A 25,969-nucleotide genomic window follows, 5' to 3' on the forward strand; every position below is an offset into this window, starting at 1 on the left:
TAGTATCACTTTTTTTGTTTTTAAAACTTTATAAACTCCTTGATATTATTCTAATACCGTATCCTTTTATATCTATTGGCCCCGTTACTTTTTCCTTACTTTCCATATCAACAAATGTCATATCCTTTATATCTACTGTTTCTTTCTCTTTAGTAAAGTTCATTAAAAATACAAACTCATTTTCATCATCTTTACGCACCTGTGCATTAATACCAACTGGTAATTCTATGTTTATTGCTCTATTTAAATTAATTTTTTTAGCTAAATTTTTATAAAAATCTCTTAAAAATTCATCATTATTTCTAAAGGCTATATAATAGGCTCCACCTTTCCCAAATTCATTATATGTTAATGCAGGCATTCCTTTATAGAAATCTGATTTATATGTGGCAAGAACCTCTGCCCCCTCTGAATGTATTAAATCACAGAATATCCTTGCTTCATATTCTCCTTTCATGAAAAGATGGTTGCTTTGCTCTATAATTACATGGTTAACATCATCATCATATAGTGCATCTAACTCCTCTGACCATATACCTGTAACTTTTTTAAGAGGTCCTGGAAAACCACCTAAGAAACATAAATCATTATCATCAACTATACCACTCCAGTAAGTAGTTACAAGCGTTCCTCCATTTTTAACAAATTCCTCAATTCTCTCTCCAACACCCTCTCTTACCATATAGAGCATAGGAGCTACTAAAACCTTGTATTTTGAAAAATCACAGTCCATATTAATAACATCTACTGGAATTGACATGTCCCAAAATGCTTTATAGTGTTTCTGACAAGTTTCAAAATAATCTTTCTTTTCAATTCTTGGACCTTGTGCATCATCTATTGCCCAGTAATTTTCCCAATCGTAAATAACTGCTACCTCTGGTTCAATTGAAGTTCCAACTACATCTTCAAGTTTTGATAAGATTTCTCCGACCTTTGATACTTCTTTAAATACCCTTGTGTTTTCATGTCCACAATGATCCACTACAGCACCATGGAATTTTTCTGATGACCCCCTACTCTTTCTCCATTGAAAATACTGAACAGTATCTGATCCATGTGCTATTGCTTGAATTGATGCTAAAGCATGTACCCCAGGACGTCTTAGTTTAGCTACAGGTTGCCAATTTGTAGCACTTGGTGAACTTTCCATCATCATAAATGGTTTTCCACCCTTTAATGCTCTATTTATATCATGAATAAATGCTCTTCTACTAGCTTCATGAGAATCTGTTCTCTCTCCATGCCAATAAGGATAGTTGTCCCAAGAAACAACATCTAGGTAAGGCGCAAATTTCCAATAATCAATTCCCCTGCTAAGCTCAACATAATCGTGAAAATTAGTTGTTATAGGTATATCAGGAGCTATTTCTTTTAAAGTAATACTTTCATGCTTAAAAAAGTCTAAAGTTTGGTGCGTTATGTACCTATTCCAATCTAAATTTAAACCATGTAATGCTGGTTCTCCATGAGGTGCTGGAGATTCTATTTGACTCCAATCATTATATGTATGACTCCAGAACTTACTCCACCAAGCATTATTTAATTCATCTAAATTATTATTATATTTTTCCTTAAGCCACTGTCTAAACGCTTCTTGACACAACTCACAATGACATTGTCCCTCAAACTCATTTGAAACGTGCCACATAAGAAGAGCTGGATGCTCTTTATATCTTTCTGCTAATAATTTATTTATATGTGAAACCTTTTCTCTATAGATAGGCGAAGTATAACAATGATTATGTCTCTCTCCATATAAGTTTCTAACTCTATTACTTCCAACTCTTAATACCTCAGGATATTTTTGAGCCATCCAAACAGGTTTTGCTCCACTAGGTGTTGCAAGTATTACATAATTCCCATTTTCATGCATGCTGTCCATTAACTCATCAAGCCATTTGAAGTTAAATTCCCCTTCCTCAGATTCTAATGAGCTCCATGAAAACATTCCTACTGCTATTACATTACAATTAGCTAATTTCATTAATCTTATATCTTCCTCTAAAATCCCTGGAACATCTACCCACTGTTCTGGATTATAATCAGCTCCATGTAGAATAGTTTTGCATTTATCACTTATTGGACCATAATTTTGCATACCGCCTCTCCTTTCTAAATTCTATAATGATATAATATTTTCAATACTGAAAACATTATATCATTTATTTTACTATATGATATTCGTAAAAATTATAAAATTTATTATTATAATTTTTATAATTTACAACTTAAGAGAAATGAATAATTTAATATTAGCTACGTTGATATTTTCAAGAAAATATAAATAACTGCTATGAAATGGTATGATATTTATATTACTTATATAGCAATACTTAAATATTATGAGGTGAATAACTGTGAAAATACTAATAGGACAACCAAAAAAGGAACATGAAATTGAACAACTTAAAAATGAAATAAAAATCAATAAGGGAATTGATATTGTTTTATATCCTGAAGGGTACTTAACAAATGAAAAAACTTTAGAATATGCTTGTGACCTAGCAAAAAAGTATAGTAAAACAATTATTACAGGTTATTTAGATACTATTACTCCTAACCCAAATAGTAGTGTTACCAATAGAGCCGTAATAATAAACCAATTCGGCGAAAAGATTTTGGATAGAGCCAAAACGCCTATAAATGAAAATCTATATAGCCCTTCTGTAATTGATTACAACGGAATAAAGATAGGGTATTTACTTTGCAGAGAAATTCTAAAAGGTTTAGATGGGTTTAAAAATCTAAACACTTGTCTTAACTTCATTTCACACCCAATTGGAGTAGGTATGTTTAGTGATGATCAATTTGAACAATGGATAAATGAAGCAAAAACCATTGCAAAAACATATAAAACAATGATAATTGGGACAAGTCATGCAGATGGCTCTTATAGGAATTGTGGAGTATCCCTTCCTATTTCATATTGTATTGATAGTAATGGAGAATCTATATTTATTTCAAAGTCAGATGTAAGAAGTCGAATTGTAGATTTAAACACAAAAGAGGTTGTGTTTGCATAAAGCCTATCAAATTTATATACATGTTATCCATATGATATATAAACAAGAGAAGGAATATATTATTCATATATAACATATTCCTTCTCTTGTTTTAAATCTAACTTTACTTTTCTTAATGTGTTACTTGCTGCTCCTTTTGTTGTTCATTTTCTGGATTTTTACTATTACTATTTGATTATTGATTATGTAAATTTTGTTGTGATGAATTCATTTCATTAGTAAATTCATCTTCTGGTATTTGATACCCTTCATATTCTTGATATTCTTGATGTCCTTCATGTCTATGATGTCCATGATGACATTTATGTCCAAGATGTCTTTTACCCGTCATCTTTAACATCCTTTTACTTTTACCTTTGCCGTTACCATTACTATCATTACAACTCAATTTTTCAAGATATCCATTGTTTTTGCACATACAGTATCCCATACACCCAAGAGCTGTCATAGTTGCACCTAGCATAAAATATAGTCCATTATCACAATTGTTATTTCGCATATACATTTTTTTCACCTCATATTTAAAGCATATTCAAATAAATAACTAGTCATAGGTTTATGGTGTATATCTGTGACTTGTTATTTATTTTCATACGCCTAATTTATTTATCCTTGAATAGTATTTGTAAATCGTCAATACTATACACTGGTAATATTTTATATAAGAGGCTTATTAAACATATAAATTTGTTGTTTACTCTCTATATTCTTTTAATATTTCTTGAAGTGATACTTTATTTATTTTTCTCTTAGCACCTAATGTTCCTATAAAGAATATACACCCTATAATTACACTTCCAACAAATAGTTGCCATAATTCAAACTCAAGTGGCATTACCATATTAAAATTCACTATTAAATATTTTACCATAACATTTACTGAAGCTACTGCTATAGGGACACTTATTAAAAATGATAGTATAGAATATATGAAATAACTATTTAGTATCATAGAATTAACTTCTTTATCGTTATAACCCATTACCTTAAGTAAGGATATATCATAGTATTTGTCTTCAACTGTTAATGTTGTTAGAATATACAATACTATTACAGCTATAGCCATGGAGGATCCCATCATCATATATAAAGCATACTTTATAAATTTCTGCATAAGTTGTGATTGTTCTAATATAACAGATTTACTTATTACAGTTAAATACTTATCTTCATCTAAACTGTTTTTAGAATAAACTCCATTAAAAAGTTCATCAGATTTTTTATCTGTTACCATTTCACTTAGCTCACTTAAATTCATATAAATCTTAAAATCATTAAATTCATTAGAAATGTCAACAACGCTCAGATTATATTCTCTATCACTAATTTTTACCTTTATAGAGTCACCTATTTCTTTATCGTACTTCATATTAAAGCTCTTATTTATGATAACTCCTTCTTTTAGCTTACCTGTAATTTCTTTACCTTTATGATTATACAATTTATGAAGTTTGTTATCATATTCAATACCTTTTAGTGTTATGGAATCATTTTCATACTTCCCATCAGGATATATCAAGAATTTCTCTTTTCCATTTTCTAATGTTGGTAATTGTTTAGTCATATCAATATAAGCTTCATATTTATAGTCTACACCGTTATAATAATCAGTTGTCATCTTGTCAAATAAACCATTACACATAAGTGTAAACATTATAAGTATAGAAACAAAAACTATTCCAACGAAAAACACAAAAAACTTACCTAAATTATTAAATATAAATGAGTATTTAAACTTAGTAGTAGCCTTACGGTTTTTAAGTATTTTTGAAACCAATTTATTTAACTTACTTACCTTTTCTACATCTCCTGCTCTTAATAAATCTAAAGGATTCTTAGATAACATCTTTCTTATAATAACCATTGATAGACTAACAACGAATATTAATGGTACTAATATAGCTGTTATAAGCACTAATATATTACTCTCTATACTTGTAGATGGTAAAAGATAAAATTCTAAATATAGATCTCTCATAAATACTGAAGAAAACTTACCTACTCCATATCCTAATGCAAGCATAGGAAGTGATATAGCTAGTATTAAAATTGTATATGGGATGGCTATTTCAGTATTTGAATAACCTAAAGCTTTTAGAAGACCTATTTGCCCCTTTTCGCTTCTTATGATTTTGTATATGATTATTGCAACTATCATAATTCCTATAGCTGAGATCATAAAGCTAAGGCCAAGACTCATAGCCTTTCCACCTCTTATCTCCTCATATACAGCCCCACTTCTCATTTGATTTTTAGTGCTTGTTATATTTGTTATATAGTTTAATTCTTCTTGTTCTTTAATATTGTTTACTACATTTTTTTGAAAAGTATTTTCCTTAAACTCCCCTTTAGCAACACCTGCAAAGTGGAACCCTTCTTCACCTTTTAAATTTTCATATTCTTCATCTGTAACTAACCCTATTGTCTGCATACTATTATCTATTATTAGATCTTGTCCAAACAGCGGTAAGTTATAATCTGGGAACAATACATTTGCAACTACTTTGTACGATTTTCCATTAATTTTTAATACATCGTTTAATTTTATATTATTCTTTTTTGCATAAATTTTAGTTACAGCTATTTCATCATTTGCAGAAGGCATTTCCCCCGCTTCAATCATCGGTATATTTATATCTTGAGATTTTTTTATAACTTTTATTTTGTGATTACTATCATCAAAACTTATATCTTTGTACTCTCTTAATTCAAGGTTGCACAATTTATATTTTTCTTCAAATGCATTTTCTCTTTTATTTAGTATTTCGTAATATAAATCTTTATTTTCTTTTTTTATATTAGCTAGAGTATACACTCCTGGTGCTAAATCATAATTTGAAATAGCATATTCAAGTTCACTTTGTATTAAGACATTTATCATGTCTATAGAAAAGTCTTCTTGATTATTATCTATAAAAAACTTTTCCGCTGGTTCTTGTATAGAATTTATACCATAAAACATTGAGGTAAATATAAAGGAACTTAGAAAAATTACAATCCCTACGGCAGATAGTTGTACTATTTTCTTTTTAAATGTTCTTAATACATTTTTTAATAACATATATCTAACCCCAATTTATCTCAAATGCATTTTTCTTGCATTGATTTTTTACTATTTCCTCTATTTTACCTGAGTTCATTTTTATTACTCTATCTGCCATAAAAGCAATATTGGGATTGTGGGTTATAACTACTGTGGTAGTTTTAAATTCCTCATTCATTTTTTGAATTATGTCTAATACTTGCTTACCTGTTTCTTCATCTAACGCCCCTGTTGGCTCATCACAAAACATTATATTAGGATTTTTAGCAACACTCCTAGCGATAGATACTCTTTGTTGCTGTCCTCCAGATAACTGAGATGGATAGGAATCTTTCTTATCCTCTAAGCCTACTTTTTCTATTATTTCATCAATATTAAATGGGTTCTTTCCTATAGATGCACCTATCTCAACATTTTCTTTTACAGTTAAATTTTGAAGGAGATTATATTGTTGAAAGATAAAAGCTAGATTATCTCTTCTAAACTTAGTTAATTCCTTTGAGCTATGATTACTTATTATTTCATCATTGAATATTATTTCTCCTGATGATGGATTATCAAGTCCACTTGTTACATTTAAAAGGGTACTCTTTCCACTTCCACTAGCCCCTAGTATAACTATGAATTCTCCATCTTTTATTTCTAGTGATACGTTTTTAAGTGCATAAGTTTCCACGTTCCCTGTTTTGTATATTTTGTTTACATTTTTAAGTTTTATAGACAAGTTACTCACCCTTTCTCTATTATCTTTTACAGCTTTTGAGGATTTTATCTAATTGTATTTTTATAATAATTTCTAGCAAATCACCTCCATTTACCAATATACAACTTCTTTCTTGCAAAATATTGGCATTCTTAAATGTTCACTTTAATTATTAAATATTATGTAGATTTTTTGTACTATTTTCGTTTATGTAGTACATTATAGTACACGTAATTGACTAAGTCAAATTATATGTACTATAATAGTATATATAGTATAAAAAGATTGAGGTGATTATATGAATGGTCATCATAAACGGGCTAAATATAAAATAGAAAGCATCAAACATGCCGCTATTGAGCTCTTTAATCAATATGGTACCAAGAAAGTAAGCATGGATGAGATAGCCGCAAAGGCATGTGTATCAAAAATGACAATATACAAGTACTACCATAGCAAAGACGTTTTGATAAGAGAGGTAATGTTGTACATTTATGAAAAGAAATTTGTATCAGCTGAAACACTCCTTAAAGAAAATATACCCTTCATCGAAAAACTTCGTGGAATTCTGTCCATCAAGTTTGAATCAGGTGATTATTTAAAAGGTGATTTAAACAGTACTTTTCTTGATAAGGATTTGGAGATACGTAAATTTTTTGAAGAAAGCTTCCAGGACAGAGCAAAAAAACTATTGTCGCTACTCCTTAGTGAGGGTAAGCAAGAAGGATATATTAATGATAATGTTTCAAGTGAAATTTTTTATCTTTACTTAGAAATCCTCAATACTGGTATGAAAGCAAAATCAGAAGAGCTTCATTCAGTGATTTCTAATCGTGATGAACTTGATAAACTCTTGGATTTATATTTCTTTGGAATAATCAACAAATCAAAGTAAAGTTAGATTTCATCTAAATAATTAACTCACAGAAAAAACACTTATAATTTGAGTGTTTTTCTGTGAGTTAATTGTTATACCTTTATTCATATTTTCAACTATTTTAGTAATCCAAAATAAGATTGCTTTAAACATTAAGAAGTTCTATATTGTTTCTGCTTCCCATTGCTAGATTATATATCTAGTGAATATAATGTTTGTATGTGCTATCAAAGTGTTGTTATTAGTGAAATTTGATAGCTTTGGGATTGCAATAAAATCATTACTTATAGAACATATCCATTAGCTGAATATAAAAGTTTCTACGAAGTAAAAAATAGTAAAATAAAAACAAAAATCTTAATTTTCCGAAAAATTTAAAAATTAAAATATATTATACTTAGAACATAAACAAAAATATTTAATTGTATATTTTAAAGGAGGAACTAAATATGGAAAAAGATAACATGTCATTTAGAAAGGCTTTTCTATTGATGATACCTGTTATAGCATTCTTAGCATTGTACACAGCTATTAACTTAATGCTTGGACTTAAAGAAGTATGGATAGGATTTCTTTTATTATGGTACTGGGGAGAAAAAAATGCTAGTTTAGAAGCATTGTTAAAGACGATTTTTCCAGGTGCAGTAATTGGTGTTGCAGTAGCCTATATTCTACATACACTTCCAGATTTGATAGGAACATCAGGGTTGATAATTTCTCTTATTATTGTTTTGTTTATTGTAATGTGTACATTTGCAGGGCGGTTTAAGATGTATGTAAATGGTGCAACTTTTCTTTATTTAACGGTTATAAGTATTCCAATGATTGCAGAAAAGGCTAACTATTTTGAATATCTTATGGTCATAGTTGTTGGATGTGTTTATCTAGGCCTTAGCTCTTGGTTAATGAAACTAATTTCAAAACCTAAAAATGATAAAATAGAATCTTTGGATTCATAATTTTTTTTAGATTTAATATCATGTAGTAAAAGCAATAAAAACTTAATCAACAGATTTAAACTCACCTCATTGTACTTAAGAATAAGGGTGAGTTTTTACTTATAAATTTTAATAATATATAACTCAATTTTCGCACTACAAAAGCTAGCTTTTCATATAATGCACATTTAAACATCTAATGCTTTTTTATTATATAACACTTTTTTTACAACATAATGGGATATACATGCCGAGATTAAATATGATACAACAATAGATCCAAAAATCCCTATTATTCCAAATAAATGTGACCCTAATAAAGCAAGTGGTACATATAAACCAAACATCTGAATAATTGTAAGAATTGAAGCATGTATAGGTTTATTCAATGCATTTAATGCTGATGTTGAAATTAATAATATTCCTTGTACTCCATAACCAATAGGCACAATCCATAAATACTTAGCTACAACACTTATAACTGAACTGTCATTGCTAAATAACCCTGCTATTGGTTTTGCAAATATAGCTAAAATTAAAAATATTACTCCACTTGATATAAGAGAAAACTTTTCGCTGAGAGAAATACTTAATTTCACCCTGTCCATTCTTCCTGCTCCATAGTTTTGACCTATAAATGGAGCCATTATGGTTGACAGAGCACCTACTAATAATAGAGCAAATCTTTCTAATCTAGTTGCAACCCCATAACCTGCTACAACTTCTATACCATGAGAAGCCACTAAGCTTGTAATTATCCCCATTGCTATGGGATTAATCATTTTTGTAAGTGCATTAGGTAACCCAATGTATAATATTTTTTTCCATGAACTGATTACCTCTTCTATTTTTGCAGATTGTACTATCACAATTTTTTCTCTTATGATTAAAATGTAGAGTGCAACTATAAAAGTCACTGCCCTTGCTATTACAGTTGCAATAGCGGCTCCAGCTACACCTAGTCTTGGAAATGGCCCAACTCCAAAAATTAATAATGGGTCAAGTATCACATTTATAGTTGCTGAAACCATCATAACAATTCCAGGTGTTTTTGTATCTCCTAATGCACGTATAGCATTATTACCTACCATTGGAACAACCACAAACACTACTCCTATATACCAAATACTCATATATTCTTTTACATATGGCATTATATCAGCATTAACCCCTAATAATTCAAATATAGGTTCAATTGTTGAAAGCCCAATAATCACAAAAATAATAACTAAAATAATTGATAAACTCAAGCTATCAGTTGCTAATCTCTGTACTTTATGGTGATCCCCTTCTCCAATAGCTCTTGAAATAACAGATGAAGCACCCATTCCTAACCCCTGTGCAAGGCTATTAATTATTAATACTACAGGAAAAGTAAATGTAAGTGCGGCTAATTGATTAGTTCCTAATTTTCCTACAAAATAGGTGTCTACTAAATTAAAAATTATCATTCCTAACATTCCAAATATCATTGGAATAGTTAACTCTATTAAAATACTCTTTACATTACCACTAGTCAATATCGCTCTATTTTTTTTCTCCATAAGGTTCATCCTTTCATTATATATATTACTATACCCTTTAGTAATATATATGGTTATTGCAACTATTATTCCTTTTAAAAGCACCCACTTATTCTTGGATGCATATTTTATTACTCTTCTTTCTTTCTTAAATCATCTACAGATTTACACACATTTTCTAACATTAACTTTAAGGACTCTATTGTCAGGTCATGCTGTTTATCACTCATTCCTGAGCTAAGTGTCTCTGTATTACTTCTCAAAATCTTTTTTAAAGTTGGTATGAAATCTTTTCCTTTTTGTGTTAAATATAATTTATGATATCTTTTATCTTCTTCATCTTGTTCTCTGTAAATATATCCTTCATCTTCTAATTTTTTTACTGCTTTAGCTGTTGTTGTTTTATCTATAGTAATAAGATTACTTAACTCTTTCTGAGACATCCCCTCGTGTTTATGAATGTTTATAAGAAAAATATATTGACCACTTCCTATACCATAAGGATTTAATTGATTATTAATCACTATTTGCTGATGTCTATATATTGCAGATATATATTTACCAAATGATTCATATTGCATATTTCCTTCTCCTTTAATTAATAATACTATTAAATATCATTTTCATTACAATAGAATGTCATTGCAACTATTTATAGTATATAATATATGGGGTGTTATTGCAACTATTTTTAATTGTATAATGATTTTCCTATCATTATGCTGTTATAAACTTTTCTTAGCATACAATAATAAAAAAATCCAAATATTCTTAAATTTATTAAAGATACTTGGATTTTCTTTGTTTTAATTTATACTAGCTTTTCTCTCTTCAAGTTCCTTTACAATATCATCATATAGTTTTTCATCTAAGGAATAAAATTTCATTAAAACAATTCCTATCAATGCAACTACAATTGGTATACCAGCAATACAAATAAGTATACCATTTAATGCCGCTTGTGATTGTGCTACCTTTGGAACATAGCCTGTAGTAGATAGTATAAATCCTAACAGTGCCCCTCCAACTGCTGTTGCTAATTTAGTAGCAAATGTAAGAGTTGAAAATACTAGACCTTCTGAACGTATTCCCGTTTTCCACTCTCCATATTCTACAGTGTCTATAACCATTATAAAAGGTAATGCTAATCCAAAACCTGACACAAAACTATTAACAACAAATTGCACTAATATCATAGGTACATTATCATATTTTATAAAAAACAACGCAAGGGAAGATACCGCAATTCCTATTAACCCATAAACAATTGTTTTCTTTTTTCCTAACCTTTTAACAAAAAACGGAATACACATAGTTCCTACTATAGTAGCTAATAGAGATATTCCTGATGCAATTCCAATTAATTCTGGCTTTCCAACATTATATGAGAAATAAAAAGCTGTGGCAGCACTTTTAATTGTAGTTGCAAGTTGATTAACCATAAAAACTGATGAAATAATTAACAAAGGTGTATTTACTTTTAATACATTTATCATAACCTTAAAAGAATATTTTTCTTTATTATGAGATTTTACTCTCTCTTTTGCTGTAACTCCGGATAATATTATTGTAACAGCACCTGTTACTCCAAGAATAATAGTTGTTAACATATAACCCTTTGATTCATTTCCTTGCCCCAATAAACTGACTAATGGAACAACAGCACCTGCCCCTATTAAAATACCCACATTACAAAATACTCTTCTTATAGTTGAAATAGTTGTTCTCTCTTTAGAATTCTGTGTCATAGTTGATATCATTGCATTTCCTGGAATATCCACCATTGTATACATCATCCCAAAGAATATATATGCACAATATGCATATATAAGTTTCCCTGTACTACCTAGATTGGTAGGACCTGAAAATAGCATAACGAAACTAATAAATAGGAAAATAGGTCCAAATATCATATATGGTCTGCATTTTCCCCATCTAGTTTTAGTTCGATCTACTAATACCCCCATCAATGGGTCATTTACAGCATCCCACATTCTTGAAACTAAAAGAAGTATCCCAACTGCTGCTGCAGAAATTCCAAATACATCTGTAAAGTAAATTACTAAATACATCATTGGCATTCCAAAGAATATATTGATACCTACACCTGAAAATCCATATGTCCATTTCTCTATAGCTTTCACTTTTGTTGAATATTCACTCTTCATATAAAGTCCCCCATATCTTAAGTTTTTCTCAGCTACAGCAAATATTTATGTTATATATCTCCATTAAATTCTCTATCCTTAACAATGCTCCAGATTTCAGTGTGTTCAATTGATTCATTAGGTTCTATATCTATTATTGGAGACAGTGTTTCAAGTTCAAGTATATGTTTGTTAGTATATACCTCAAAGGAACATCCATTATCGGGATATATTTTACCTAGTTCATGTTCAAATCTTTTAATAAAAACTTCTTCTCCTAATTTATAACCTGCCCATCCCTCTTCATTATTTGTACCCAGCTTAAATGGTTCTTCAATATCATCTCTTTGTTCTAAATAAATAAAATCCTTTTCTAAATTAAGTCTTTTATCATTTAAATCTGTATATGGCCAAACTTCTAAATGCCTTGTACTTAAAAACTTCTCCTGTCGTTTTGATAAAGGAATAAGAGCTTCTCCTCCTTTTCTCATTACAGTCAATGCCCAAGCAGCAGTTCTTATTTTCCACACATTTTTATTACTAATGATATTCTTTATTTCAACTTCTCTTCCATCATTTATAAACCGTATTAATATTCTTTTTTGGATATTTGTGTGTAACTCAACATCTTGAATAATTTCAACACAATCATCTAATATATTAAAGTTTACAGGTTTGTTGTCAGGTATATAAGTTCTTGGATAAGCTTCTGGAGCGTGCCACAATCTATGCCCTCCATACATTCTCCATTTATCATCATATACATCCATTTCTATAGGAATATCTTCCCCTAAAAAATTTTCTCCATGATTCGTTTGAAAACTTAGAATTCTTATACCAAAGTCTAAGGCTACATATAATTTATAAAATTGATTTTTAATTTCAATACTTCTGATTTTCTCCTTATACATTACTTCTTTCCATTGAAAGTTCAAAAAACCACATCCCTTTAATTACTTTTAATAGAATATTGTGAAATTTGTGAAGTAAAAAAAAATTTAGATTCTAAACTAGTCAGTTGAAATATCTAAAAAGTTTTCTTTAAGAGAAGTATATAACCTCTTAAACTTTGGATATGTTTGTTCATATTTCTTTACATCTTCTGTATTAGGAGTCACTTCTTCTTTCACTTTTATTAATGTGTTACATGCCTCATCTACAGTGTCAAATAATCCTGTACCAACTGAAGCGAGTATTGCTGCTCCATATGCAGACCCTTCATTAGATTGAATAGTTTCAACCTTTGCATTAAAAACATCTGCTATGATTTGTCTCCAAAGTCTACTTTTAGTTCCCCCACCGCTCACTCTTACTCTATTAACCTTAACTCCAATTTCCCTTAGAAGTTCAAGACTATCCTTTAATCCATATGCAACCCCTTCAAGAACTGCTCTTGTCATATGAGCTTTTTTATGAGTGATGTTTAATCCAATAAAGCACCCCTTAGCGTAAATATCATTATGTGGTGTCCTTTCTCCCATTAAATATGGAAGATAGTATAACTTCTCACTTCCAACAGGAATCTTTTCTGCTTCTTCCAAGTAACTTTGATAAAATTGAGTTTCATTAACACTTTCTATCCACCATTTAAGTGATGCACCTGCTGAAAGCATTACACCCATTTGATGCCACTTGCCGTTTGCATGCGCAAAGGAATGCAAGCTATTTTTCTCATCAACATGATAATTTTCAGTACTTGAGAATACAACTCCAGATGTTCCTAGTGCTACTAAAGCAATCCCCTCTCTTACTGCTCCAATTCCAATTGCGCCCGCTGCTTGGTCTCCAGCACCTGCAACAACTACAACATTATTGGGAATTCCAAATACCTCTGCTACCTCATGAGTAATCTCTCCCACAGCTTCATAAGATTCATATACCCTTGGAAGCCATTCTTTCTTTATACCTAAAACATCTATCATCTCTTGAGACCATTCTCTATTCTCTACATCAAAGAATACAGTTCCTGAAGCATCTGATACATCAGTTGAAAACTTTCCACTTAACTTATATACAATGTAATCCTTTGGAAGCATTATCTTTCTTATCTTGTCAAAATTTTCCGGTTCATTATTCTTAACCCATAATACCTTTGGTGCTGTAAATCCTGTTAGCACTATATTACCAGTCCATTTAGAAAGTTTATCCTTTCCTATTTCATTGTTTAAATAATTACATTCTTCTTCTGTTCTTTGGTCACACCATAAAATTGCAGGTCTTATAACCTCATCATTTTCATCTAGCATAACTAGTCCGTGCATCTGTCCACTTAAACTAATTCCCTTTAAACTAGAGCTATCTATATCTGAAAAGATAGTTTTTATTCCTTCGCTTACAGCATTCCACCAGTCATTAGGATTTTGCTCTGCCCATATCTGATTTAAATAATGTACTGAATAGGATTTTGAAACTGTTTTTAGTACTTCTCCTTTTTCATCCATTAAAAGTAGCTTCACCGCTGAAGTTCCTAAATCAAGTCCTAAATACAACATTTTAACCTCCTAAAATATAATTATTTTATCTGCACATTAGGTAGTTGTTCTAGCCTAATGTGCAGTTTTGATTAGTTGAAAATGTATTTGTTTAATATAGTTTCTAACAGCTCTTGTCTTCCTGATTTTATATTACGAACTCCATTTTCTTTTGCATATACTTCTAGTTCCTTTAATCCTACCTTGTTCTCCATTATTTCCTTTCCAATTCCTTCTCTATAGCTAGAATATCTTTCTTCAATTACACCTTCAAATACCTTATCTTCAATAAGTTTAGCAGCAACCTTTAACCCCTTAGCAAAAGTATCCATTCCTGCAATGTATCCATAGAATAAATCAACTTCTTCAAATGAACCTCTTCTTAACTTTGCATCGAAGTTTAGTCCACCAGTTGTAAACCCTCCATCCATTAATACTTCATACATAGCTAATGTAGCATCATAAATATTTGTTGGGAATTGATCAGTATCCCAGCCAAGCATTAAATCTCCTTGGTTAGCATCAATACTTCCTAATACACCATTTATTCTAGCTACTGCAAGCTCGTGCTGGAATGTATGTCCCGCAAGTGTAGCATGGTTTGCCTCTATATTCATTTTAAATTTATCTTCTAATCCATACTTTCTTAAAAATCCAAGTACTGTTGCTGTATCGAAATCATATTGATGCTTAGTTGGCTCCTTTGGTTTAGGCTCAATATAGAATTGACCTGTGAATCCAATCTCTTCAGCATAATCAACTGCCATGTTTAATAATCTTCCTAGGTTATCTAACTCAATATTCATATCAGTGTTTAGTAGAGTTTCATATCCTTCTCTACCTCCCCAAAATACGTAACCTTCTCCATTTAATCTCTTTGTGATTTCTAAAGCCTTTTTAACCTGAGCAGCAGCATATGCAAACACATCCGCATTAGAACTTGTTGCCGCACCATGAACATATCTTGCATTACTAAAGCAGTTAGCTGTTCCCCAAAGAAGCTTTATTCCTGTTCTTTTCATTTCCTTTTCAATTTCATCTACTATTTCATCAAGGATTCTATTTGTTTCTTCAAGGTCCTTTCCTTCTGGAGCAATATCTCTATCATGGAAACAGAAATATTCCATTCCTAGCTTCTCCATAAACTCAAAACCAGCTCTTACTCTATATTTTGCCTTTTCAACAGGATCAGTTATTTCATTCCAACTACGTACCATAGTTCCTTGTCCAAACGGATCAGTTCCTTCTCCGGTAAGTGTATGCCAATATGACATTGCAAATCTTAAGTGATCCTTCATCTTCTTACCCATTATTACTTCTTCTGGATTATAGTATCTAAATGATAATAAATCTGTTGATTCTGGTCCTTTATACTCTATCTTTTTAACTTGATTGAAAATTTCTCTCATAATTCTTCCTCCTTATAGTTACACAAATTTATTTTATAAATACTGAACCTTTGCTCTAGAGAAAAATGCTTTATCATTAGTTAAATCTCTTTTTTCTCCTATAATCTCAAATTCACCTTTTAACCTAATATCCTCTGATGAAGTACCTATCATCACATCCATATTTCCAGGCTCTACTACAAACTCCTTATTTCTATCATAAAAACCTAGAATATTCATAGGCACTGTAAATGTGATTTTTGCTACTTCCCCTGGCTCAAGAGAAAGTCGTTTAAACCCATATAATTCTTTAACAGCTCTTGTTATAGTTGATTCACGATCATGTAGGTATAATTGAACAACTTCATCTCCTGAATATTCCCCTATATTTTTAATATCCAATGAAATTTCAACTTCATCCTTAACATCAACCTTAGCTTTATTTATAAATAAATTACTATATTCAAATGTTGTATAACTTAAACCATAACCAAATGGATATAATGGTTTTGTACTAATATTCACATAATTACCAGACCAGTGTGAACGTCCACCTGATGGCTTGTGGTTATAATAAACAGGTACCTGGCCTACACTTCTAGGGAATGATATAGGCAATTTACCACCTGGGTTATAGTCTCCAAACAATACGTCTGCAACTGCTCCTGCTCCCTCTTCACCTGGAACCCACGCTTCTAAAATCGCTGGAATATTTTCTGATTCCCAAGTAATAGATAACGGACGTCCATTAACAAGAACTAAAACAACTGGTGTTCCTGTTTCTTTAATTTTCTTTAATAACTCCATTTGTACACCACTTAGATTTATATCTGCACGGTCTCTAGATTCGCCAGATGTTGAATCTAACGTTAGACCTGATTTTCCTCCCATAATTACTACTGCAACTTCTGATTTTCTTGCTGCTTCTACAGCTTGTTCAAAGCCCTCAATATTTTCTTCCATTATGTCACAGCCTCTAGCGTAGTGAATTTCTGTATTCTCGGAAACCTTATCCTTGATGCCAGCAAGTATACTTTTTATATTACAAGACTTATATGTGTATTCATCTTTGTCTTTTGCTTCAAATACTGCCTTAAATGCTTCCTTTGCCTTTTCCTGTGATTCTCTCTGTTTTTCATTTAATTCAAGATCTGTTGAGTTATTATTAATAGACTTCATAATTTCTACAGTACCTTCCATCTGCCCAACATAAGAGTAATCTCCCAATAGATTTCTTACTGTATCTGCATTTGGTCCTATAACTGCAATCGATTTTGTATCTTTTTTAAGTGGTAATAAATCATCTTGATTTTTTAACAGTACCATTGATTCACAAGCTAGCTTTCTAGCAACTTTCTTATTCTTAGGTTTGTTAAATACTTCTGTGATTTTTTCACTATCTCCATAAGGATTTTCAAATAAACCTAGTTCGAATTTTTTAGCTAATACACGTCTAACAGACCTATCTATTACTTCCTCCGATACAAGCCCTTTTCTTACTGCATCAATTAAGTTTTCTCCATAACCAGCAGTTTGTGAGAGTTCTACATCAAGACCTGCTTCAATAGCTTGTACGCCAGCTCCTTGTAGATCCTCTGAAATATGATGATAATTATGAGCTGTTTCGATAGTCCCATAATCCGATACAACCATTCCCTTAAAGCCTAATCTATCTCTAAGCAAATCCGTTAAAATTTCCTTTGACACTCCACATGGAATTCCATCTATTTCAGAATATGAGTTCATAACTGAGGCAAGATTAGCTTCATGTATTGCCGCTTCAAAAGGTTTTGCATAAACTCCCCATAATTCTCTATCTGCTAAATGTACTGGTGACCAGTTCATTCCACCCTCAGATAATCCATATCCTAAAAAGTGCTTTGCAGTTGCAATTACACCGTTCTTTAAGCCATCTCCTTGTAATCCCTTTATATATGATGTTCCAATTCTAGAAACTAGATATGGATCTTCACCGTATGTTTCCTCTACTCTTCCCCATCTTGCATCTCTAGCTATATCAAGTACAGGTGATAACCCTTGTCTTGCACCAACACAAAGCATTTGTTCACGAATTATATCAGACATTTCTTCAACAACTTCTGGATCCCAAGTTGAAGCTACTCCTATACTCTGTGTAAATGCAGTTGCATGTTTTGCTTGATAACCACATAAGCATTCCTCATGAACAATTGCAGGTATTCCTAATCTCGTATTTTCCACCAAAAATTTTTGTACCCCATTAACTAGTTTTGCACATATTTTAGGATCCATATCTAGCACACCTGCTGCACGTGATATCTGTCCCCATCCATGTTTAAATTCTGCATTCAACTTTTCAGTATCAAATCCATCTAATCCAACTGCAACGAAAAGGTATTCAGATCCAAGCTGTGCAACCTTTTCTTCAAGTATCATTCTTTCAATTAAGTCATTTACCCTTTCTTCTACTGTCCTATTTGAATCCTTGTAAAGTATATAGTTTTCACTCATAGTCTTCCTCCTTTAATCTAATAACTTCAAACCCGAACTAAATATTCTGAATTTTTTAAGTAGTTAAACTCTTTAAAATAATTATATGTAAATCGGGAAAATGTTTTTGTCATATATTTAATATTTTTTTAGTTTTCTTAATATATGTTATAATTATTCCTGGAGGTGGAAGAATGATTTTCAATAATGACGGGGTTATGAATATAGATGAACTTACAGAGATTATGCGCATTTTTTACTTTTCAAGTTTTATCCCCATAAAATCCCTTGATAATAACCTTAAAGTTCAAGGTTGTTTTCCAAGTATAGATACTCAAAACTATCCTTTTTCAATTGATTTTGACAAGGAATATAAAAAAATTCATGATGTCTTATTGCAATTTCCAGAATCAAACAAAGGTTTTCTTTATACAAATAATTATGAAGTTTCCTATATAGCAATAGGCTTATGGGAAAATAATACCTTTAAAGGCAGCTTAATTGTAGGCCCTTTTATTCTCTTTTCTCCTGACTCCCTTAATATTGACAAATTAGTTGAAATCAATAAAATGCCATTTAGCATTAAAGGAGATTTAAAAAAATTCTATCAACAACTAAGTATTGTTAATCATCCTAGAGAGCTTTACTTAACAAAATTTCTTTTTTCTTTAATTCACAATAATGTTGATTTATCTAGAATTTCTTTCATAAACAATAAGAAAATACAAACTGAAGAATTCGTTTCAGATGTAATTATAAGAAATAGAGAAATAGAATATAAAATGACTCCTGACAATTTAACGCAAGATTTATATAATTACGTACGTCTAGGTGATTTAGAAAATGCAAAAAAGACCAAAGATAAGATAAATGAATATGAAATGCTAGAATTACCTGGTATTGAAGGTATTAGAAATGGTAAAAATCTATTAATTATTTATTCTTATTCTTTATCAAGAGCAACCATTCAAGGCGGGGTTGATATTGATTATTCATCAAATCTTTGCAATGGGTTTATTAGGTCCGTTGAAAATTGCAGTAGTATGAATGATTTGATAGCTCTATCTGATAAGATGCTTAAAGAATATGTTAAAAGTGTAAGAAAATACGGTATAACCAAGCTACACCCAGCTATTCAAAAGGCTTTAAAAATCATTAATAAAAACCTAAATGAAAATTTAAATCTAAATGAGATATCTAGTAAAGTTCATTTGCACCCTAATTACTTTTCGTCCCTATTTAAAAAAGAAATGGGCATAACATTTCAAAAATATATTTTAAAATTAAGAATTCAAGAAGCAAAACGACTTCTTGATTACTCTGACTATTCTATACTAGATATTGCCCTATACTTAGGTTTTAAAAATCAAAGTCATTTCACAAGTATTTTTAAGACTTATGAAGGATGTACCCCAAAAGCGTATAAAAAAAAGAAAAAAATATAAGTGATTAAAAACAAACCCGCTTTGACAAATCTGTAAAAGCGGGTTGATTACATCTTTCTTTTACTAACTTACATAAGCCATAGAATTAGGTATTTTTTACTTACATTAATTACCACACTATATAACCTTCCCATTCCCTCTTCAAAATGTTATTATTATTTATACAATAAAATAAGACAGTTCGTAACCATCCTGTCTATAAGCAAAACTAGGACTAAATTACCATTTTAGGTAGTTTTTTGTTTATGGGCTTATTGCGCCCTTTTTTTGTGTCCTTTTTTAAAATTTAGTCGTATGAAAATAAATAACAAGTCAAAGATGCGACGGATATTTCGGGGCATGGGTCGAGTTGGCTGATAGTTGCTCTATCAGTGGGTTCCAAGGATGAAGTAGGCCACAAAATAGACTAGCATACTGACTAGTTATTTATTTGAATATGCCTTATGGAGGATTAACTAATGAGAAAAATAGGTTTAACAACCACAGTTCCTGTAGAAGTACTTCTAGCAGCGGGATATAAACCAATAGATTTAAATAATCTATTTATAACTTCTAAAGACTATTCGAGTTATATTGATATAGCTGAAAGAGACGGTTTTCCTAAAAGCATGTGTACTTGGATAAAAGGAATTTACGGAGCTTGTATAGAGAATGATATTCAAGAAATAGTTGGAGTTATGGAAGGTGATTGTTCTAATACAAGAGCTCTTATAGAAGTATTAGAATTAAGAGGAATTAAAGTTTATCCATTTTCTTTTCCACATAGTCATAAGAAAGAAGATATAAAAAAAGAACTAGATAAGTTTATGGATATTTTTAGAGTAAGTATAGAAGAAGTTGAAAAAGTGAGAATTAGATTAAATAAAGTAAGAGACTTAGCTAAGGAAATTGATAAGTTAACATATATAAACAATAAAGCAAATGGTTTTGAAAATCATTTGTATCAGGTAAGTTTAAGTGATTTAAATGGTGATATTGATACTTTTAAATCTGAACTAAAAAGTGTTATTTCAAATATTAAAGAAAGACAAACTATAGATAAAAAACTAAGATTAGGTTATATTGGGGTTCCGCCTATGACTGGTGATATATATGAATTTGTTCAGGACTTTGATGCTCATTTTGTATTTAACGAAGTTCAAAGAGAATTTGCTTTCCCTAGAGCAGATAAAGCTGAAAATATATATGAACAGTATTATGATTACACATATCCATATGATACTGAATTTAGAATTATAGAGTTAAAAAAGCAGATCAGTGAGAGAAAATTAGATGGAATAATTCATTACACTCAAGCTTTTTGTTATAGAGCTGTTGAAGATATTGTTTTAAAAGAAAAATTAGACATTCCTATTCTGAATATTGAAGGGGATAAGTTAAATACTCTAGATGCAAGAACTAAACTTAGACTTGAAGCTTTTCTTGATATGTTATCAGATTTCAAGGAGGAAAGATAAATGAGAATATTAGGTGTAGATCTTGGAAGTAGAGAAGTTAAGCTTGTAGTAATGGAAGACAATAAAATTATAAAAAAGCTAAAAGTTAGTACAATGTCTTTTTATAGAGACTATTGCACCTACGATGGTAAAGTTACAGTAGATTTAAATAAATTAAATATAGATGATATTGATATAGGTGTATCTACAGGATACGGTAGAAACAATACTGACTTAAACAAGTTTACCCCTATAAACGAGATTAAAGCCCATGTTTATGGTGGATTTTATCAAACATGGTTAAGGGATTTTATACTTTTAGACGTAGGTGGACAAGATGTTAAGGTAGTTAAAGTTGAAAAAGGAATTACAACTGATTTAGAACTTAATGAAAAATGTGCTGCTTCCTGTGGTAGATATTTAGAAAATATGGCAAATGTACTTGAAACATCTCTTGATGATATGAGTAATCACTATGAAAATCCAGTAGAGCTAAATTCAACATGTGCAGTATTTTCTGAATCAGAGTTAATAGGAAAAATAGCTGAGGGTGCTAATATAGAAAGTTTATGTGCAGGAGTTAATTATTCCTTATATAAAAGATTGAATCCACTTTTAACAAAGTTTAAAGGAAGAAAATTAGTCTTAACAGGTGGAGTTGCTAATAACTTCGCTATAAAGGAATATTTGAAGAATGATTATGAGGAAATTATCTCAGTTGAAGAACCTCAATTTAATGGAGCAATAGGATGCTGTTATTATGGCAGTAAGTTTTTAAAGTAAATTTAGGGGGATTAAATTAATGTATATACTAAAAGCTGAACATAGCTTTGATAGTGCTCATTTTCTTGCAAATTATGAAGGGAAATGTAGCAATATTCACGGTCATAGATGGAGAGTAGAAATAGAAGTACAATCACAATCATTAATTAATGGTGGACAATTAGATGGTATGGTAATAGATTTTGGTGATTTAAAAAAAGATGTTAAAGAAGTTGTAGATTCTTATGACCATGCCTTAATCATACAAGAAGGTACTATGAGAAAAGAAACTTTACAATGTTTAATACAAGATAACTTCAAAATAATAGAGGTACAATTTAGACCAACAGCAGAAAATTTTTCAGCCTTTTTCTTTAACTACATGGAGGAAAAAGGATATAACGTAAAAAGAGCTACTGTTTATGAAACACCTACTAATAGTGCCACATATGAAAAATGTGAGGTGAATTAGTATGAATTTTAAAGTAGTTGAAAAGTTCGTAAGTGTAAATGGAGAAGGTCGTTTATCTGGTCAATTAGCCATATTCATAAGATTTGCTGGATGTAATCTGGATTGTAGTTATTGTGATACAAGATGGGCTAATGAGAAGAATGTTGAATACACTTTAATGAATGCGGAAGAAATCTATGAATATATAAAATCCACAGGAGTTAAAAATATTACATTAACAGGTGGAGAGCCTTTACTCCAAAATGGTCTTGTAGAATTGTTAAATGTATTATCAAAAGATAAAGAGCTTTTAGTTGAAATAGAAACAAATGGTAGTGTTTCTTTAAATGAGTTTGTAGAGATACAGAATCCCCCTAGATTTGTAATGGATTATAAACTTCCTTCAAGTGATATGGAACAAAGGATGTTAGTCCATAATTTCAAATATTTAACTAAAAAGGATACAGTTAAGTTTGTTTCAGGTAGTATTGAAGATTTAGAAAGAGCTAAGCATATAATTGATCAATACAATCTAATAAATAAAACCAATGTTTATATAAGCCCAATCTTTGGTAAGATTCAAATGTCTAAGATTGTTGATTTTATGCAACAATTTAATATGAATGGAGTTACCCTGCAAGTACAACTTCACAAGATAATATGGGATCCTGAGGAAAGAGGTGTTTAAATACAATGGCTATCAATTTAAAAGAAATTGAAAAACACATAAGAGGAATTTTAATAGCTTTAGGGGACAATCCAGATAGAGAAGGACTAAAGGATACTCCTAAACGTGTTGCTAAAATGTACGAAGAGATATTCGAGGGACAGTGTTATACAAATGCTGAAATTGCTGAGATGTTTAATAAAACATTTGAAGAGGATTTAAGTATAAATGAAAATAATAAAGATATGGTTTTTATGAAGGATATTGAAATTTTTAGCCATTGTGAACACCATTTAGCTTTAATGTACAATATGAAAGTATCTGTTGCATATATTCCAAACAATAAAATCATTGGTTTAAGTAAAATTGCTAGAATCGCAGATCTTGTTGGACGTAGATTACAACTTCAAGAAAGAATAGGAACAGATATAGCAGAAATCATGCAGTTAATAACTGATTCTGATGATGTTGCTGTTATCATTGAAGGGGAACATGGATGTATGACTACTAGAGGTATCAAGAAAACCAATGCAAAAACCATAACAACAACATTAAGAGGACGATTTGAGACGGACTTAGGTTTACAAAACAATCTAATGATCATGTATAAATAATATATTTTAAATAGATATTAATGAAAGGTTCGGTGTACTAAATGAATATAGAAGTAAATAAAGAAAAAGCTGTAGTAGTATTTAGTGGCGGTCAAGACAGTACAACTTGTTTGTTCTGGGCAAAGAAGAGATTTAAAGAGGTTATTGCAGTATCATTTGATTATGGTCAAAAGCATAAGTTCGAATTAGAATGTGCTAAGGCTATCTGTAAAAAACATAATGTTGAATATCATTCTTTAGATTTAACTTTATTAAATCAATTAGCGCCAAATTCATTAACAAGACAAGACATAGAAGTAGATAAAGATGCCCCTACTGAAGGTACTCCTAATTCATTTGTAGACGGTAGAAACTTATTATTTATGTCTTTTGTTGCGGTATTTGCAAAGCAAAAAGGAGCAAATCATATTATAACAGGTGTGTCACAAAGTGACTTTAGTGGATATCCTGACTGTAGAGATGTATTCATAAAATCATTAAATGTTACATTGAATTTAGCTATGGATTTTCCATTTGTAATTCATACACCTTTAATGTGGATTGATAAAGCTGAAACTTGGAAAATGGCAGATGATTTAGGTGTACTTGATATAGTTAAAAATGAAACATTAACTTGCTATAATGGAATTATAGGAAATGGTTGTGGAGATTGTCCTTCATGTAAATTAAGAAAAAATGGATACTTGGAGTTTAAACGATTATATAAGAAATAAGACAATAAAAAAAAGCAAGCTCTGCTTGCACATAAAGAATAAACAACCTTTGAAAAGAAGTGGACAGTTGACAGTGGACAATGGACAACGATGGATGGTTCTGACTTAGGTCAGAACCTACATTTTATTTTATTGGTCTTTAGGACAAGGTGGGTTTACTTATTTTATCCTTGGATAAAATAGTGTATTTAAAATACAATGTTTCATTTGTAATGAAACGAGTAAACCTATTATTGTCCAAGGAACAATAAGATTAAAATTTCACTGAGTGAAATGTCATACGTTGTCAACTGTCAATTGTCCACTGTCAACTTCTTTTTAGTGCTTCCCTTCATTTTAAAAATCACGCTATTATTTCCCCTTTTCTTTTAAGAGTTTAACTCCTCGCCTTAAACACTTTAAAACATTAGCTACCCCTATATCATTTACTATTCCTTGGTGAGTAACCAGAGACATAGTAGTAACAATAATTATATCTTTCTTGTATTGATTAATTGAGTGTTCATATAACTTCCATCCCAATTTTTCAACTTTAGGTGCTATAAAATATTTTTCAAGGGTAACTTTTAAGAATGCAAAGAAAAAGACAAACAATCCACTTAGAACTTCAGATGATAGATATAACTCTCCTTTATGGCTGATTTCTGAAATTACCAAAACTAATATTATTGATATGATAACATCTATTAAAGATATTAAAGAGTTCATAAAAGAAAATAATTTAGATTTTCTTTTTAACCCGTTTTCAATTCTCTTTCGAACTTTTAAAATTACTGAATATTCTTCAATTATCTTCCTATCTAAATTATCTTGTTTTTTTCTTTCCAATTTTTTTTCTAATATCTCTTTTGACAACTGATTAAATTTACTTTGTGAATTTTTATAAGCCCAATTTAAATTATACTTATGTTCATTTTCAGCAATTTCAGATAATTCATTAAATAACTGATTAAATTTTTCTAAGTCTTCAGAAATATTCTCAATTAGCTTCTCATAATTCCTTTCAGGACATATTTCAAGAAGAAGTAAATTAACCGTAGTCTTCACATCATTATTATAAAAGTTTTTTATCATCTGTACACTCCTAATTTCTTTTGATTATGGATTATATAATATATCTTAATAACTAACAATAAAATCTTAATCCATGTCCATTTACCATCAAATTGTATCTGTTATCAATTCTATTTTTCTAATATTACACATACCTTACTTTACCTCTTTTACATTAGCTATAAATTTAAAAATTTTCTAAGATAATCAATCTTTCGTCATGTACAAGTTTATTATACTATA

22 protein-coding genes are annotated in these 25,969 nt (G+C 30.3%); 10 read left to right on the top strand and 12 right to left on the bottom strand.

Annotated features, from left to right (window positions below):
- Positions 1–28: 28 nt before the first annotated feature.
- A complete protein-coding gene (locus tag KDK92_RS18460; RefSeq protein WP_250860867.1) occupies positions 29–2,101 on the bottom strand; it encodes a beta-galactosidase in 2,073 nt (690 codons plus the stop codon).
- A gap of 259 nt (positions 2,102–2,360) precedes the next feature.
- On the opposite strand from KDK92_RS18460, the gene KDK92_RS18465 reads away from it, so the two are divergent.
- Positions 2,361–3,026 carry a hypothetical protein gene (locus KDK92_RS18465; RefSeq protein WP_250860868.1) on the top strand — a complete coding sequence of 222 codons (666 nt, stop codon included), beginning with the start codon at positions 2,361–2,363 and terminating at the stop codon, positions 3,024–3,026.
- Between the two features lie 175 nt (positions 3,027–3,201).
- Here KDK92_RS18465 and KDK92_RS18470 read toward each other — a convergent pair whose 3' ends face one another.
- The 3 genes from KDK92_RS18470 to KDK92_RS18480 form a co-directional block, all read right to left on the bottom strand.
- Positions 3,202–3,531, bottom strand: a complete 330-nt coding sequence (locus KDK92_RS18470; protein WP_250860869.1) for a hypothetical protein — start codon at positions 3,529–3,531, stop codon at positions 3,202–3,204.
- 189 nt (positions 3,532–3,720) lie between these two features.
- On the bottom strand, positions 3,721–6,087 hold the full coding sequence (locus KDK92_RS18475; RefSeq protein WP_250860870.1) for an ABC transporter permease: 2,367 nt from the start codon (positions 6,085–6,087) through the stop codon (positions 3,721–3,723).
- Positions 6,088–6,091: 4 nt separating this feature from the next.
- Positions 6,092–6,793: an ABC transporter ATP-binding protein gene (locus KDK92_RS18480; RefSeq protein ID WP_276576042.1), complete on the bottom strand. Its 702-nt coding sequence runs from the start codon at positions 6,791–6,793 to the stop codon at positions 6,092–6,094.
- A 277-nt stretch (positions 6,794–7,070) separates the two neighbouring features.
- Between KDK92_RS18480 and KDK92_RS18485 the strand changes: the two genes are divergently transcribed.
- Together KDK92_RS18485 and KDK92_RS18490 are read left to right on the top strand one after the other, a co-directional pair.
- On the top strand, positions 7,071–7,667 hold the full coding sequence (locus KDK92_RS18485) for a TetR/AcrR family transcriptional regulator (protein ID WP_250860872.1): 597 nt from the start codon (positions 7,071–7,073) through the stop codon (positions 7,665–7,667).
- A 431-nt stretch (positions 7,668–8,098) separates the two neighbouring features.
- Positions 8,099–8,608: a hypothetical protein gene (locus KDK92_RS18490; protein WP_250860873.1), complete on the top strand. Its 510-nt coding sequence runs from the start codon at positions 8,099–8,101 to the stop codon at positions 8,606–8,608.
- Between the two features lie 167 nt (positions 8,609–8,775).
- On the opposite strand, the gene KDK92_RS18495 is transcribed toward KDK92_RS18490, so the two are convergent.
- The 7 genes from KDK92_RS18495 to KDK92_RS18525 all read right to left on the bottom strand — a co-directional run bounded on the left by KDK92_RS18495 (position 8,776) and on the right by KDK92_RS18525 (position 18,606).
- A complete protein-coding gene (locus tag KDK92_RS18495) occupies positions 8,776–10,131 on the bottom strand; it encodes an MATE family efflux transporter (RefSeq protein ID WP_250860874.1) in 1,356 nt (451 codons plus the stop codon).
- A gap of 110 nt (positions 10,132–10,241) precedes the next feature.
- The gene (locus KDK92_RS18500) at positions 10,242–10,691 is read right to left on the bottom strand and encodes a MarR family winged helix-turn-helix transcriptional regulator (protein WP_250860875.1); all 450 of its coding nucleotides are present in this window, start codon (positions 10,689–10,691) and stop codon (positions 10,242–10,244) included.
- A gap of 225 nt (positions 10,692–10,916) precedes the next feature.
- Positions 10,917–12,278, bottom strand: coding sequence for an MFS transporter (locus KDK92_RS18505; RefSeq protein ID WP_250860876.1), 1,362 nt, complete (start codon positions 12,276–12,278; stop codon positions 10,917–10,919).
- Positions 12,279–12,328: 50 nt separating this feature from the next.
- On the bottom strand, positions 12,329–13,192 hold the full coding sequence (locus tag KDK92_RS18510; protein ID WP_250860877.1) for a hypothetical protein: 864 nt from the start codon (positions 13,190–13,192) through the stop codon (positions 12,329–12,331).
- A gap of 75 nt (positions 13,193–13,267) precedes the next feature.
- Positions 13,268–14,749, bottom strand: coding sequence for a xylulokinase (gene xylB, locus KDK92_RS18515; RefSeq protein ID WP_250860878.1), 1,482 nt, complete (start codon positions 14,747–14,749; stop codon positions 13,268–13,270).
- 71 nt (positions 14,750–14,820) lie between these two features.
- Positions 14,821–16,137 (bottom strand): xylose isomerase, encoded by a 1,317-nt coding sequence (xylA, locus tag KDK92_RS18520; RefSeq protein ID WP_250860879.1) that lies wholly within the window; start codon positions 16,135–16,137, stop codon positions 14,821–14,823.
- A gap of 33 nt (positions 16,138–16,170) precedes the next feature.
- Positions 16,171–18,606, bottom strand: coding sequence for a glycoside hydrolase family 3 N-terminal domain-containing protein (locus KDK92_RS18525; RefSeq protein ID WP_250860880.1), 2,436 nt, complete (start codon positions 18,604–18,606; stop codon positions 16,171–16,173).
- Positions 18,607–18,803: 197 nt separating this feature from the next.
- On the opposite strand from KDK92_RS18525, the gene KDK92_RS18530 reads away from it, so the two are divergent.
- The 7 genes from KDK92_RS18530 (at position 18,804) to queC (ending at position 24,673) form a co-directional block, all read left to right on the top strand.
- On the top strand, positions 18,804–20,030 hold the full coding sequence (locus KDK92_RS18530; RefSeq protein WP_250860881.1) for a helix-turn-helix domain-containing protein: 1,227 nt from the start codon (positions 18,804–18,806) through the stop codon (positions 20,028–20,030).
- A gap of 458 nt (positions 20,031–20,488) precedes the next feature.
- Positions 20,489–21,487, top strand: coding sequence for a 2-hydroxyacyl-CoA dehydratase family protein (locus tag KDK92_RS18535; protein ID WP_250860882.1), 999 nt, complete (start codon positions 20,489–20,491; stop codon positions 21,485–21,487).
- Positions 21,488–22,249 carry an acyl-CoA dehydratase activase gene (locus tag KDK92_RS18540; protein ID WP_250860883.1) on the top strand — a complete coding sequence of 254 codons (762 nt, stop codon included), beginning with the start codon at positions 21,488–21,490 and terminating at the stop codon, positions 22,247–22,249.
- 19 nt (positions 22,250–22,268) lie between these two features.
- Positions 22,269–22,700, top strand: coding sequence for a 6-carboxytetrahydropterin synthase QueD (gene queD / locus KDK92_RS18545; protein WP_250860884.1), 432 nt, complete (start codon positions 22,269–22,271; stop codon positions 22,698–22,700).
- Position 22,701: 1 nt separating this feature from the next.
- The gene (gene queE, locus KDK92_RS18550) at positions 22,702–23,367 is read left to right on the top strand and encodes a putative 7-carboxy-7-deazaguanine synthase QueE (RefSeq protein ID WP_250860885.1); all 666 of its coding nucleotides are present in this window, start codon (positions 22,702–22,704) and stop codon (positions 23,365–23,367) included.
- 5 nt (positions 23,368–23,372) lie between these two features.
- On the top strand, positions 23,373–23,960 hold the full coding sequence (folE, locus tag KDK92_RS18555; protein WP_250860886.1) for a GTP cyclohydrolase I FolE: 588 nt from the start codon (positions 23,373–23,375) through the stop codon (positions 23,958–23,960).
- 41 nt (positions 23,961–24,001) lie between these two features.
- On the top strand, positions 24,002–24,673 hold the full coding sequence (gene queC, locus KDK92_RS18560; RefSeq protein WP_250860887.1) for a 7-cyano-7-deazaguanine synthase QueC: 672 nt from the start codon (positions 24,002–24,004) through the stop codon (positions 24,671–24,673).
- Positions 24,674–25,024: 351 nt separating this feature from the next.
- Here queC and KDK92_RS18565 read toward each other — a convergent pair whose 3' ends face one another.
- Complete coding sequence (locus KDK92_RS18565; RefSeq protein WP_250860888.1) at positions 25,025–25,747, bottom strand: hypothetical protein; 723 nt, start codon at positions 25,745–25,747, stop codon at positions 25,025–25,027.
- Positions 25,748–25,969: the final 222 nt, after the last annotated feature.

Origin of the sequence: Oceanirhabdus seepicola, from assembly GCF_023684385.1 — a bacterium.
Taxonomy (GTDB): domain Bacteria; phylum Bacillota; class Clostridia; order Clostridiales; family Clostridiaceae; genus Oceanirhabdus; species Oceanirhabdus seepicola.

Bases quoted from the DNA above. Each gene is read 5' to 3' on its own strand.
- KDK92_RS18460 (WP_250860867.1), bottom strand. From the start codon at position 2,101: ATGCAAAATTATGGTCCAATAAGTGATAAATGCAAAACTATTCTACAT.
- KDK92_RS18470 (WP_250860869.1), bottom strand. From the start codon at position 3,531: ATGTATATGCGAAATAACAATTGTGATAATGGACTATATTTTATGCTA.
- KDK92_RS18475 (WP_250860870.1), bottom strand. From the start codon at position 6,087: ATGTTATTAAAAAATGTATTAAGAACATTTAAAAAGAAAATAGTACAA.
- KDK92_RS18485 (WP_250860872.1), top strand. From the start codon at position 7,071: ATGAATGGTCATCATAAACGGGCTAAATATAAAATAGAAAGCATCAAA.
- KDK92_RS18490 (WP_250860873.1), top strand. From the start codon at position 8,099: ATGGAAAAAGATAACATGTCATTTAGAAAGGCTTTTCTATTGATGATA.
- KDK92_RS18495 (WP_250860874.1), bottom strand. From the start codon at position 10,131: ATGGAGAAAAAAAATAGAGCGATATTGACTAGTGGTAATGTAAAGAGT.
- KDK92_RS18500 (WP_250860875.1), bottom strand. From the start codon at position 10,691: ATGCAATATGAATCATTTGGTAAATATATATCTGCAATATATAGACAT.
- KDK92_RS18505 (WP_250860876.1), bottom strand. From the start codon at position 12,278: ATGAAGAGTGAATATTCAACAAAAGTGAAAGCTATAGAGAAATGGACA.
- xylB (WP_250860878.1), bottom strand. From the start codon at position 14,749: ATGTTGTATTTAGGACTTGATTTAGGAACTTCAGCGGTGAAGCTACTT.
- xylA (WP_250860879.1), bottom strand. From the start codon at position 16,137: ATGAGAGAAATTTTCAATCAAGTTAAAAAGATAGAGTATAAAGGACCA.
- KDK92_RS18525 (WP_250860880.1), bottom strand. From the start codon at position 18,606: ATGAGTGAAAACTATATACTTTACAAGGATTCAAATAGGACAGTAGAA.
- KDK92_RS18530 (WP_250860881.1), top strand. From the start codon at position 18,804: ATGAATATAGATGAACTTACAGAGATTATGCGCATTTTTTACTTTTCA.
- KDK92_RS18535 (WP_250860882.1), top strand. From the start codon at position 20,489: ATGAGAAAAATAGGTTTAACAACCACAGTTCCTGTAGAAGTACTTCTA.
- KDK92_RS18540 (WP_250860883.1), top strand. From the start codon at position 21,488: ATGAGAATATTAGGTGTAGATCTTGGAAGTAGAGAAGTTAAGCTTGTA.
- queD (WP_250860884.1), top strand. From the start codon at position 22,269: ATGTATATACTAAAAGCTGAACATAGCTTTGATAGTGCTCATTTTCTT.
- queE (WP_250860885.1), top strand. From the start codon at position 22,702: ATGAATTTTAAAGTAGTTGAAAAGTTCGTAAGTGTAAATGGAGAAGGT.
- folE (WP_250860886.1), top strand. From the start codon at position 23,373: ATGGCTATCAATTTAAAAGAAATTGAAAAACACATAAGAGGAATTTTA.
- queC (WP_250860887.1), top strand. From the start codon at position 24,002: ATGAATATAGAAGTAAATAAAGAAAAAGCTGTAGTAGTATTTAGTGGC.
- KDK92_RS18565 (WP_250860888.1), bottom strand. From the start codon at position 25,747: ATGATAAAAAACTTTTATAATAATGATGTGAAGACTACGGTTAATTTA.